At 32.5% G+C, this 12,939-nt stretch carries 9 protein-coding genes; 5 read left to right on the forward strand and 4 right to left on the reverse strand.

All coding sequences use genetic code 11. The features are described 5' to 3' along the window. Positions 1-128: 128 nt before the first annotated feature. Both MY04_RS06760 and radA read right to left on the reverse strand, forming a co-directional pair. Complete coding sequence (locus tag MY04_RS06760; RefSeq protein ID WP_066207925.1) at positions 129-2,036, reverse strand: OmpA family protein; 1,908 nt, start codon at positions 2,034-2,036, stop codon at positions 129-131. Between the two features lie 5 nt (positions 2,037-2,041). Further along, positions 2,042-3,445, reverse strand: coding sequence for a DNA repair protein RadA (radA, locus tag MY04_RS06765; RefSeq protein ID WP_066207927.1), 1,404 nt, complete (start codon positions 3,443-3,445; stop codon positions 2,042-2,044). Positions 3,446-3,620: 175 nt separating this feature from the next. Here radA and MY04_RS06770 point away from each other — a divergent pair, with 175 nt between their 5' ends. From MY04_RS06770 to MY04_RS06780, 3 genes are all read left to right on the forward strand, one after another. Next, positions 3,621-5,126, forward strand: a complete 1,506-nt coding sequence (locus MY04_RS06770) for an MBOAT family O-acyltransferase (protein ID WP_066207929.1) — start codon at positions 3,621-3,623, stop codon at positions 5,124-5,126. A gap of 87 nt (positions 5,127-5,213) precedes the next feature. After that, positions 5,214-6,026, forward strand: coding sequence for a hypothetical protein (locus MY04_RS06775; protein WP_158297603.1), 813 nt, complete (start codon positions 5,214-5,216; stop codon positions 6,024-6,026). A gap of 461 nt (positions 6,027-6,487) precedes the next feature. Continuing rightward, entirely contained in the window at positions 6,488-7,855 is a 1,368-nt protein-coding gene (locus MY04_RS06780; protein WP_084005704.1) for a transposase, read from the forward strand. 33 nt (positions 7,856-7,888) lie between these two features. Here the strand turns inward: MY04_RS06780 and MY04_RS06785 are convergent, their stop codons facing one another. Then, positions 7,889-9,055 carry a sodium:calcium antiporter gene (locus MY04_RS06785; protein WP_066207934.1) on the reverse strand — a complete coding sequence of 389 codons (1,167 nt, stop codon included), beginning with the start codon at positions 9,053-9,055 and terminating at the stop codon, positions 7,889-7,891. Between the two features lie 23 nt (positions 9,056-9,078). Continuing rightward, complete coding sequence (locus MY04_RS06790) at positions 9,079-9,966, reverse strand: MBL fold metallo-hydrolase (RefSeq protein WP_066207936.1); 888 nt, start codon at positions 9,964-9,966, stop codon at positions 9,079-9,081. A gap of 286 nt (positions 9,967-10,252) precedes the next feature. Between MY04_RS06790 and MY04_RS06795 the strand changes: the two genes are divergently transcribed. Further along, complete coding sequence (locus MY04_RS06795; RefSeq protein WP_158297604.1) at positions 10,253-12,106, forward strand: M61 family metallopeptidase; 1,854 nt, start codon at positions 10,253-10,255, stop codon at positions 12,104-12,106. 21 nt (positions 12,107-12,127) lie between these two features. Then, entirely contained in the window at positions 12,128-12,931 is an 804-nt protein-coding gene (locus MY04_RS06800) for a 3'-5' exonuclease (protein ID WP_066207940.1), read from the forward strand. Positions 12,932-12,939 lie beyond the last annotated feature (8 nt).

Genomic DNA, 12,939 nt, shown 5'->3' on the forward strand with positions numbered 1-12,939 from the left:
ATGGGTCTTTAAGGATATAATAATCATTTCTAGAGTGTTTTTGATGTTGATATGGTAAAAAATTGCATCAAAAAACCCCGGAATTCATCCAGGGCTTTTGATATAAGTATATTTCTTTGAAAGAAGTCTTATAGAATTAAGAATTCAATTCTACGATTATTGGTTCTTCCTTCATCTGTCGTATTATTATCAATTGGCTTTTTCTCTCCATAACCTTTGGCTGTTAATCTATTGGAGTCTATTCCTTTATCAATTAGATACTGTACCACGGCTTCTGCTCTTTTTTGAGATAAATCCAAATTATAATTATCGTTACCAATATTATCTGTATGCCCACCAATTTCAACATTAATGTCTTTGTTTTTCTGCATAAACAACAACACTTTATCCAATTCTGTCTGAGACTTCAGTTTAAGATCATATTTATTAGAATCGAAAAAGATGTTATTGAGGGTCACATTTTTTCCTTTTTCTATTCTATCTAAAAATATATCCATTGTTTTTCCTTCTGTTCCCATATCATGAGTATCAAAAGTTAAACTTTGGAATAAATAACCTGGTCTTGATACATATAAAGCATACTCTTCATTTTGGTTTAACACGATCAAATATTTACCCGATTTCTCATCAGATAATAAAGTAGATTCTGTCTTTTTTGTCTCAAGAAGTTTTAACTCTAATTCTGCCTTTAAAGGTTTCTTAGTAATAGCATCATAAACTACCCCTTCTAAATAACCACTTACCGTTAATGGCTGTGCATCTTTTGGTATATCAATAGAAACTAGATGACTATTCCTTGAGCCATCTTCTTGTATTTCTTCTTTTGAAAAATATCCCTTCGTACCGTCTGCACCTACTATTAAAGCTACTTGATCTGTATGATCATTCACAGGGTAACCGATATTCTCCACTTTTGACCAACGGTTAATTCCCTCTTTTTCTGACTTAAAAATATCCAAGCCTCCATATCCCAAATGGCCTTTTGATGAAAAATAAAGTGTTTTCCCATTGGCATGAATAAATGGAGAAATGTCATCTTCTGTCGTATTTATCTGATCTCCCAGATTTTTGGCTGGCATCCATTGTCCATTTGGACCTAACTCAGATACCCAAATATCTTTTTTCCCCATTCCTCCTTGTCTATCAGAAACAAAATACAACACTCTTCCATCTGCAGAAAGCGACGGTTGTGATTCCCAATCTCTTGAATTAATATTTGGTCCAAGGTTTCTTGGTTTCAACCACTGATCTCCCACTTTTCTTGCCATGAATAAATCACAACTACCATAGCCTGGCAACTCTCTTGTACTTTCACATGAAGTAAAAATGATAAATGATCCATCGGCTGATATAGAACAAGTACCTTCATTAAACTTGGTATTTAATTCTGTCACCTCTTCGGGAGACGCCCATTCCCCATCTACCTTTTGAATACGATAGATGTTTTCATCTGTCTTTTCGTCTCTAGCCGTAAAATACATTTCCTGACCATTTGCAGTGATTGCCGGAAAATATTGCTGATCGTGAACATTGACTTCAGCTCCGAGATTAATAGGCTCATAAGGTAGTTTATTTCCAATATTTGCTATGGCATAATCACAAGATGCAATAATTCGATGTGCTGTTTTAACTTCTCTATATAACTTTCTATCAGGTTTGAAGTTCAAAAAATCATTAGCATAACCTAATGCACTTTTATAATTTCCTTTTGACCATTCAAATTGTGCTAAAGATAAATGTGCTAGCAAATATTTCGGATTATCAGCACAACACTCCATCAACTTTTCATACAAGTCTCTTGATTTTTGATAATCTTTTTCTAGTATGTACAAATAAGATAACAAATAATAAGAATCTCCATAAGTAATATCAGCATCTATAGATTTATATAACAGCGCTTTCCCATCTTCTAACTGTCTTAAACGAATAGCTTCTTCTGCTTTTACAAAAAATTTATTCGCTTTGCTACTGTTTTGAGCAGAAGTAAAATTTGATACAGTGATTAGTAATGAAATTACTATTAAAAGGTACTTCATGAATTTTATGTAAATAATTTTTCTGCCAATTCGGCTACTGTTCCAACTGGTATCACCTTCATTTTTAATTTAGAAAAGTCTATACCTTTTGTATTGTATTTTGATATAAACATTTCTTTGAATCCTAATTTTTCTGCCTCAGAAATTCTATTTTCAATTCTTGAAACTGCTCTCACTTCACCACCTAACCCAACTTCTGCAGCAAAACAAGTAGTCGATTCAATAGCAATATCTTCAAATGAAGAAATTAAAGAAACGACAACTGCAAGATCTATTGCCGGGTCTTCTACTCTCAATCCTCCTGTTATATTGATAAACACATCAGAGAAATTGAGTTTATAACCGGACCTTTTTTCTAATACGGCTAAAAGCATATTTAATCGTTTCGCATCAAATCCAGTAGAACTTCTTTGAGGATTACCGTATACTGAAGGTGTTACTAATGATTGTATTTCTACCAATAATGGTCTATTACCTTCCATAACTGTACCAATTGCGATTCCACTTAGTCCATCATCTCTTTGAGAAAGCAATATTTCCGAAGGGTTACTTACTTGTCTTAACCCCGATGAGATCATTTCGTAAATACCCAATTCGGATGTCGACCCAAATCTATTTTTTGCCGTTCTCAAAATTCGATAACTCATATGTCGATCTCCTTCAAATTGAAGTACGGTATCTACCATGTGCTCTAACACTTTTGGACCAGCCAAGCTTCCTTCTTTTGTAATGTGGCCAATCATTAAAACAGGAGTACCTGTATCTTTTGCAAATCGAATTAACTCTGCTGCGCATTCTTTAACTTGAGAAACACTCCCTGCTGCTTGCTCTAAAAATGGTGACACCAAAGTCTGTATGGAATCAATCACCATCACATCAGGTGTCATTTTTTCTACATGAGCGAATATCTTTGATGTATCAGTTTCTGTCAGTACATAAGTTTCTTCGGATGAAAAAGGAATTCTTTCTGCTCTTTGTCGAATCTGCTGCCCCGATTCCTCTCCCGAAACATAAAGCACTTGTTTATCATTTAGTGATAAAGCAATCTGAAGCATTAAAGTCGATTTACCAATTCCTGGTTCTCCACCTATCATTACCACAGATCCAGGAACAATTCCTCCTCCTAATACTCTATTCAGTTCTTCGTCTAAAGTGATAATTCTCGCTTCTTTCTCATACTTTACTTCTGTTATTTTAGTAGGCTTTGCTGTTTCAGCTCCCACATTCACATACCCTCCTGATTTAGGATTAGAACTCATCTTCCAATCCCCTTTTTTGGGTGCCTCTTCTTTCTGAAGTTCCTCAACAAAAGTATTCCATTCATTACAAGCTGGACATTTCCCTTGCCATTTTGGAGATTCAAATCCACAATTCTGACAGAAGTATGCTGTTTTTATTTTTTTAGCCATTTTTATGCTATTTCGATCTGTACAACTGCTTAATTAAAAAGCTAGATCTGAAAAATAAATACTTTATTCTATAATTCAACTAAAAAAAGTTAGTAATTTGTCTCATATTCATTTTTTATACGATCAAACGATCAATAATTTTTTTGTGATTTTTTTCAACACACAAATTTTATAAATGTTAGAGTTAGTTACCTATCACGAAAACAGTCCATTATTATTTACTCAAGTTCTTTTTTGGGTCCTTTTTGGTTCCATTATACTGATATATCAATTTATTTATAAAAATATCACGACTAGAAATGTTCTTTTGCTTTTAGCGAGTTTGTATTTCTATTATATGTCGAGTGGTTTTTATTTTGTACTCTTACTTTTTTCAACAATAATAGACTACTATATAGGTAAAAAGATATTTGATTCTAACGATAAGAAAACACGAAAGCTGCTTGTCTCTATAAGTGCAGTCATAAATTTAAGCTTACTGGCCTATTTTAAATATACCTTCTTCTTTACTGATGGGTTGAATACTTTATTCAATTTAGAGATAGAACAAGAAAATTATTTAGCCGCCTTTTTTAATAGTCTTTTTGATGCTGGAATGGATACATCGAATATTTTCCTTCCGATAGGTATCTCTTTCTATACATTCCAAACAATTAGTTATTCGGTTGATATTTATCGAGGCGACATCAAACCAGTGGACAACATATGGGATTTCGCACTTTTTGTTAGCTTTTTCCCTCAATTAGTAGCGGGTCCAATTGTTAGAGCCTCTGAGTTTATCCCTCAAATTCATCAACAATATAAACTAAAGGAAAGTGAGTATGGACATGCATTATTTTTAATAGCAACTGGGCTTGTCAAAAAAATTATGATCTCCGATTATATCTCTATTAATTTTGTGGATAGAATTTTTGAGTCACCTTGGTCCTATTCTGGTTTTGAAAACTTAATGGCCACATATGGCTATGCCATTCAAATTTATTGCGATTTCTCAGGATATACTGATATTGCTATTGGAGTGGCTTTATTATTAGGTTTCCGATTACCACTCAACTTTAACTCGCCTTACAAAGCAACAGACATCACAGATTTCTGGAGAAGATGGCATATTTCCCTATCTTCATTCCTAAGAGATTATTTATACATACCACTTGGCGGAAATAGAAAAGGAAAAGTAAGAACGTACATCAATCTATTTATTACAATGTTATTAGGTGGATTATGGCATGGTGCACATTTCAGATTTATTATTTGGGGATGTTTGCATGGAGGTGCTTTGGCAATACATAAACTTTGGATGGAGTATGCTGGAAAAAAAATTGGGCATTTTAAATATCAAAATATAATCGGTGGTATCATAACATTTCACTTTGTGTGTTATGCTTGGATATATTTCAGAGCAGAGGACATGCAACACGCAAATAGTATGATTAGTCAGATTTTAACAAATATGGATCTTTCTATTGCTTTGGAGGTAATTATGGCATACAAATATGTTTTCATTGTAATGGGTTTTGGCTTCTTTATCCACTGGATTCCACAACATTGGAAAGATAAATTAGCTTTAGAATTCATCACAATGCCTGATTTTGCTAAAGCAGCATTCTTATTTTTTGTAGGATTTATTTTATTTCAAAGTAGATCTTCTGATATACAACCGTTTATTTATTTTCAATTCTAATCACATTCACGTATATTTACATATAGGTATTGTTCAACTTTACAATATCTTACTTTTACCCAATTCATTCGATTATAACAACTGATAATGAACTACAAATATTTAAAGTATCTAATCTCTCTGTGCTCTATTTTAGTGTGTATAGATCTTAACGCTCAGAGTGTTAGACAAAAAAAAGCACAAGAATTTCTTCGATTAAGTGGATTAACTGATTACACAAGGCAAACTGATGAAATTGCATCTGCAAAAGTTGATGAAGAATTTCTATTTATTGAAAATGCTCCATCAGAATTAGAGATTAAAGCGATTATTAAACTTTATCTCACTAATAAAAATGTAAATCATCATATAACAGAGTACATAGCGACTCAAGTTAATGAAGACTTACTGAATAAATCTATTTTATTCTTAGAGAATCCCATTAACGAGGATATCCATGGCACAAGAAATAGATCTTTAACTCGTTTTGAAAAAATAGACAAAGCAAAGTATGTCAACAATTTCGACATGCATAGTGTTGATCAAGAAAGATTTAACCTATGTGTCAACATTTACCAATTACTTAAAATTGGTAGAATGTCAGAAAGTGTTTTGTATCATACTTTAGTTGATGTTTCTCTTGGAATAAACGAACATCTGACTACTGATCAGAAAAAAGTCGAAAGTGAAATTATTAGTAATACAGAAGGGATGTTCACAGATCAATACAAACAAGTGATGATGACGAATCAAATTGCTAATATGATGTATGTATTCACAGGAACTTCAGATAATACCCTAAGGTCATATATTAATAAATGGCATACTTATGATGGTGAAAAGACTTTAAACATCATGCAAGAATCTATTAATTATGCATATGCTGAAATTTTAAAAGAGATAAAAAATCACGGTTCTTAATAATAAAGAATAACACATATATAAGACATTGTCATTTTACATATAAAGAGGCAATGTCTTTTTTTATATATCATGGGTGAATATCAAATAGTCTCTAGACTTATTGAGATATTAAAGCAATTATATAAATGATTCTGTATCAATATTTAAGTAAATTCAATCTCTTTGTCATTAGATAATTCTTTGTAATACATCAAAGATTCCTTCTAGAATTAGCGTCTTTCCGATAACTTTATTTAGTCCTTGATAAAAAAACAACAATGAGGCATTACTTAATATGATAGTAAATCATCAATTTTATGGTCTTATCAATTAATTTGTCCACTTCTATATATAAGAAATAAAAAAACATGAGTCATCCCTAATTTATATGACTATAATAATACAGGGATGACTCATTTTTATTTTTGAGCCAAAAAATAGTTATTGTAAGTACCAAATAACCTTAACTATTTAAAACTATGACTCATTCTACCCTTAATTTACTAAATAAAGTATTTACTAAGAAAAATAACCCAATCAATTATTTACTATCCCAAAGTCAAAACTATCTTTCTCCTTTACTCAAAGAGTTACATAAGACTCTTGATTTACGATTAGTAAAAACCTTTAATGAATTATTTCATTCAATATTAGAGAATAGAAATAATACAAAATCATTACTCTTGACAGAATTAGGCACTTTGCTTTCCGGTAATATCCATGGCAACGCTGGAGTAAAAAGAATTGGTAAATTAATAAGAAGTCATAACTGGTGTTCAAGTATAATTTCTGAGTTTTTTAGGAACAAAAGCTACGATAGAATTTCATCTATGCTCGCAGAAAAAGTTCGACCTATTTTAATTTGGGACGGATCAGTATTGGAGAAGCACGAGTCAATACGTCTGGAAGGTCTTTCGGCAGTCGATAGTAGTCGAGCCAAAAGGTTAGTGAAAATTAAACCAGGTTATTATAATCCTCCCGTTAAAGGTTTTATTCATGTACCTGGTTTTAAAGTTGAAGGAGTTGTTTTAACTGCACTATCTAAACGAGCATCTCTATTCGAATTCAATGTTTATTCGCGATCAGGTTTATTTAAAGAGTGGTGGTCTAATTTTATTTGGAGAGGTTTTAAGAAGTTACATAATCGCTTTCACAATGCAGTTTTACATGTTTTTGACAGAGGTTATGCTAATGTTACGGTCTTGGAATTTGCAGAACGATTTGAGCAAAGTTTCTTAGTTCGATGGATGTCTAACAAATATTTAATAGATGAAAAAGGTAAACGATTAACGCATCATATTTCAAGAGGAATGAAGAACAAAAGCTTTAAGGTGACTTTTGATAAAGAGCGTAAAAAGTATGCACGAAAACTTATTACTTGGAAAAAAGTCAAACACCCCGATATGAAAAATCAGGAATATACACTAATAGTGATTAGAGAATACAAACGTGCAGGATCTCCAATTTATTTACTCACAAATTTAGTTATTGAAACAAAGAATCAAGCGTGGGAAATGCTCTTTTCATATATGAAAAGATGGGAAGTTGAAGAAATGTTTAGATGTTGTAAAGCAGAATTAGGGTTGCAATCTATTAGAGTACAATCGTGGGAAGTAAGACTAAAACTAATAAATATAGCTCTTTTAGTTTATGAGTTTTTAATGGAAATAATACAAAAAAAGAGGCATTATGTTGAACGTTTAATCAACATATATGCCCCTTTGTTTGGAAGGAAAAGGAATAAATCTCCCTTTTATCGACTTCGAAAAGCTTTTGCATCCATTATAAGTAAATGGAAATCCTACGCTGAAATTTCATATAGGTATAATCCAATATTTAAGGGATGACTCATGTTTCTTGATTAGATATTTTATTAAACCTTAAACCTTATGGAAAGGGTTAAGATTCACTAGAAAATCATTGATCTGCAATAAGGCATCTTGAATACCGCTAATAGCCTCTGGGCTATATCTATAGGCAAGAGTATAAATAATGAATACTACATACAATGTTACGAGGAAATAACCACTTTTGGCTCCCAAACGTTTTCTCTTTGCTCCTATGTAGAAAATAAGAGTGGATACACCTGTCAGAATTAGTAGTATAATTCTAAACTGACCGATAAAAGCCATTGTATCATCACCTTCCATTGGAATAGATCCATTCATTAATGTATATACTGTTAAAGGCATTCCTAATGCAAAACAGATATCAAAAATATTAGACCCGAGAGCGTTTGAAATCGCATCATTGTATGCACCATTGTTGGCACTTTTTACTGAGATAATAGTATCCGGCACTGAAGTAGCAGCTGCAGCAAAGATTAATGCTACGATATACATATCCCATCCCATACCGTGTCCAAGCATTTCACATCCAATTGTAAGGTAATGACAAGCAGCACCTACAATTCCAGTAGAAGCTAATAGCAAGAACCAAGCTCTACCAGTATTCATTTCTTTATTGCCAATGATTGCATGAGACAAATCTAAATGCAATAGTGCTTTTAAACGTCCACCTTCACCTGCTTCATATTCATAATCATCGTGTTCGTCACCATGGTCATCCATTTTGATGAATAGTAAAGAAACAACGTAAACCACATATAAACTCATTAGAAAAGCCCCATGTTTCCATGTCAGCTCATTTTCTGAAACAAATATGATTAAACATAAAATGGCTAGCATCAAAGCGATACCATCACGTAAAATAACCTTTGGATTGACATTAATAAAGCTAACTGTTCTATTAATTACAATAACACTAATTATTACCGCGGCTGGGATAATCATGATGTTGAAAACTGCACTACCTGATGTAGTACCAATACCACTGGCAAAACCTTTGGCATCACCTGCAATAACCAAGAAGAAAAAAGTAGTAAAAAGTTCAGGCATCGAACTACCTATAGCATCGATTGTAGCTCCCTTCACACCACCTTTCATATTTCTACCCAGAAACCCAGAGGCATCTTCAAATCCATCACACGCTTTCCAGATGACAATACAAGCAATAAAAATAATGAGTAGACCGAAAAAAATATCCATTCTTTGTTAATCTATTTGACTTATTAGTTCTTTTTTTTCCAATAACGCAATAATCCCGCCACACTCATAAAAGGTGGGTTGGCAGCATCATATTGTTTGAGCGCTTCATCCTTCAAACCTAATGATTTTAACTCATTATTTACATATGTTGTGAAAAGTTCTTCCATTTTTTCTAGAGAATAGTCGTTTTCGCTGTAGTTTTTCACAATTTCTGCAACTTTATATAAGTCTTTTTCAAGTGCAATGAGGTGATTCACTACATCAGTAACGACACCAAAGTGAGTTAAGTATAATTTAGATGGAGAAATTTCACGAATTAAATCAATTGATGCCTGCCATTTCTCTAAATTGATATCTGGAGGAGGACAAGGAGCCACAACAGGGCCATCTCCTATTTTAACACCAGCCACATCTCCTGTAAATAAAAAGTCTTCAATCTGCCATGCGATATGATGATTTGCATGTCCCGGTGTAAACCAAGCAGTAACGTCAACATCACCTATTTTTATCGTAGACCCGTTTTCTGGAGCGATCAATAGATCTTCAGGGATTTCATGCATTTCTCCCCATAATCTATCCATATCGTCCTTATAAATCATTTTAGCTGAAGCCATTAATTTAGAAGGATCGGCCATATGTCTAACACCAAAAGGATGTAAATAAACTTTCGCTCCATGTTCAGCAAACTTCCAAGCTGCTCCTGCATGATCTAAATGAATGTGTGTAATGAAAACATGTTTGATGTCTTCTATTTCATAACCTTGCTTTTTTATTGCTTCTTTTAGGATCGGATAAGTTGAATGAGGTCCCGTTTCAATTAAAATTGGTCCTTCTGAAGTTTCAATAAGGTAAGAAGCGATGGCTTCTTTACATTCTAAAAAATTTAAATCGATGGGTTGAATTGAATTCATTGAATATATGTATTGTATTTAAGTAAAAAACCAGAATTTGATTAAAAAAATTATATTCATCATCGAGTTAAAATGATCATAATAACTAATTTAAGATTTCTGTAATTCGAAATGAATATAACTTGAATTAAAGTATAATTCTAAGAAATAGATAAAATTTGATGATAATTTATCAAAACAACTCACTAAACAATTCAATACTTATTTTGTATCTTGCGACAACTTGACTGTGGTAAGATATATCTTTAGGAACAAGCATTGACCATTTTTTAATTTAATGATGAGTATGAAATTTAAATTTTACTTATGCTATCAAATATTCTTTTTTTTCGCGATTCAATTGTTAGGACAAAACCCGTTTATTTATAAATATCAGATTAATTTAAATGAGGTAAATAATGATCAACTGAAAGTGGAATTAAGTATTGATGATTTAAATGAAGAAGAACTCATTTTCCAATTCCCTGCTATTGTTCCTGGTACATACAAAATTTATAATTATGGTCGTTTTATATCCGATTTAAAAGCATTCGATACTTCGGGCCAACCCCTATCAATTAAAAAAATTGATGATAACCGTTGGAGAATCCTTTCTACCAAAAACATATCGAAAATCTCTTATTTAGTTGATGATACATGGGATACTAAGCTGCCCAAAAAAATATTTGAACCTGCAGGAACAAATATTGATAAGGATGAAAACTTTGTCCTTAACAACCATGGCTTTTTTGGATATTTTGATGGAATGGTCGAAAACACTTTCGAATTAAAAGTAATAAATAATGAAAAACTCTATGGAGTAACTTCCTTAAGTAAAGAAATAAACACCGATAGCTTAGATGTATATACTGCACCTTCCTATCATCGTTTGGTTGACAATCCCATCATGTATTCTAAACCCGACACAGCCAGTATTCAAGTTGGAAATACAATAGTAAAAATTGGATTAAGGTCTCCACAAAAATCAATAACCGCTAAATTGATTAGTAAAGAACTAAAAAAGGTTCTTAAAGCACAACAAACCTTTTTGAAAGGCGATTTACCCACCAACCATTATACTTTTATTATTTATCTAACCGACAAACCTGGTGTATCAGGTGCTATGGGAGCATTGGAACACTGGAACAGTTCATTTTATTTCCTTCCTACTGGAAAGCCTAAAATGATCATTCCAATAATTCAGGAAATTGCTGCCCATGAGTTTTTTCATATTCTCACTCCTTTAAGTATTCATTCTGAAGAAATAGCTCATTTTGATTATATAGAGCCAAAAATGTCAGAACACTTATGGTTATATGAAGGAGTAACAGAATATTTTGCAGGTCTAGCTTTAGTTAAAAACGGTGTAATTGATCGTACGACCTACATGAATTCTATAGGGAAAAAGATTTTAAACTCCACTAAGTTATACAATAGAAACATTGCTTTCACCACCATGAGTAAAGGCTGTTTAGATAAATATGGAGATCAATACCCTAACGTTTATGAAAAAGGAGCATTAATTGCCTTAGGGCTTGACCTAGTTATTCTAGAGCATAGTAATGGGACACAAAACTTAAGAGACTTAATGCTCAAACTGTCTAAAAAATACGGCAGTGATAAACCTTTTAAGGATGAAGAACTTTTTACTGTTATTGGCGAATTAAGTGGGATACCAGAGACAACCACATACCTCAAAAAATATGTCGACAGTAACACTCCTCTTCCTCTTGAAGAAATGATGGCTAAAGTTGGTATAGATTACGCAGAAAGTAGAGAAATTGCCACCGGTACATTTGGTAATATCGGAATCTCAATCAATGATCAAGATGAACTATTTGTTGAGGACCTCTCCGATGTAGATGAATTTGGGGAAAAAATGGGTTATCAGTTAGGCGATGTACTTTTAAAGTATAACAAGCAAGAGATCACTATGGAGAACATTTCAGACATAATTAATGAAGTGGTAAACTCTCCTAAAAAAAACACAAATATTAAAGTTACTGTAAGAAGACAAGGTAAAATTGTTAAATTGAAATCGAAAACAGTAATTAATCATCAGACTGAAGATAATATTTTCGAAATAAATGGAAAGCGCTCACCGCAAGCCCTTCATTTAAGAGAATTATGGTTAGGAAAAATCTCTGATGAAAAAAATTAAAAAATAACCATACTACCAACAATGAATTTAAATTTAAAAAACCCCTTAGTAGTATTTGACCTTGAAACTACAGGAACAAACGTTACAAAAGATAGAATTATTGAAATTTCTATGGTTAAGGCGGATATAAATGGAGAAAGAACCATCAAAACATATAAATGTAACCCAGAAATGCATATTCCTAGTACCTCTTCTAAAGTACATGGCATATATGATGAAGACGTAAAAGATATGCCTACCTTTAAGCAAATCGCAAAAGAAGTAGCCGCTTTTATGAAAGGTTGTGACATTGGTGGTTATAATGTGCTAAGATTTGATTTACCTGTGATCACAGAAGAATTTCTTAGAGCAGGTATAGAATTTGATTTTAGCCAAAGAAAAATAGTTGATGCTCAAAAAATCTTCTTTATGATGGAGCCTCGAACTTTAGGTGCTGCACTTAAATTCTATTGTGGAAGAGAATTGGAAGATGCTCATTCTGCAGAAGCAGACACTATCGCTACTCTTGATGTGATCGACGCTCAAGTAAAACATTATGAAGGGGTAACTATCAAAGATAAAAACGGAAAGGATTATGAGCCTGTTAAAAATGATATGAATGCACTTCATGAACTGACAGCTAAAAATTTGGTTGATTTTGCAGGTAGAATGGTACTAAATAACGAAGGCGACCCCATTTTTAATTTTGGGAAATATAAAGGTAAATCAGTAGCAGATACATTAAAGAAAGATCCACATTACTATGATTGGATAATAAATAATGACTTTGCTTTGGATACAAAAAATAAATTGACTCAGATTAGAATCAAAAGTCAGTTTCAATAAATAAAAAA

Source organism: Flammeovirga sp. MY04 (genome assembly GCF_001682195.2).
GTDB lineage: Bacteria > Bacteroidota > Bacteroidia > Cytophagales > Flammeovirgaceae > Flammeovirga > Flammeovirga yaeyamensis.

Bases quoted from the DNA above. Each gene is read 5' to 3' on its own strand.
- radA (WP_066207927.1), bottom strand. From the start codon at position 3,445: ATGGCTAAAAAAATAAAAACAGCATACTTCTGTCAGAATTGTGGATTT.
- MY04_RS06790 (WP_066207936.1), bottom strand. From the start codon at position 9,966: ATGAATTCAATTCAACCCATCGATTTAAATTTTTTAGAATGTAAAGAA.
- MY04_RS06760 (WP_066207925.1), bottom strand. From the start codon at position 2,036: ATGAAGTACCTTTTAATAGTAATTTCATTACTAATCACTGTATCAAAT.
- MY04_RS06795 (WP_158297604.1), top strand. From the start codon at position 10,253: ATGAAATTTAAATTTTACTTATGCTATCAAATATTCTTTTTTTTCGCG.
- MY04_RS06785 (WP_066207934.1), bottom strand. From the start codon at position 9,055: ATGGATATTTTTTTCGGTCTACTCATTATTTTTATTGCTTGTATTGTC.
- MY04_RS06775 (WP_158297603.1), top strand. From the start codon at position 5,214: ATGAACTACAAATATTTAAAGTATCTAATCTCTCTGTGCTCTATTTTA.
- MY04_RS06800 (WP_066207940.1), top strand. From the start codon at position 12,128: ATGAATTTAAATTTAAAAAACCCCTTAGTAGTATTTGACCTTGAAACT.
- MY04_RS06780 (WP_084005704.1), top strand. From the start codon at position 6,488: ATGACTCATTCTACCCTTAATTTACTAAATAAAGTATTTACTAAGAAA.
- MY04_RS06770 (WP_066207929.1), top strand. From the start codon at position 3,621: ATGTTAGAGTTAGTTACCTATCACGAAAACAGTCCATTATTATTTACT.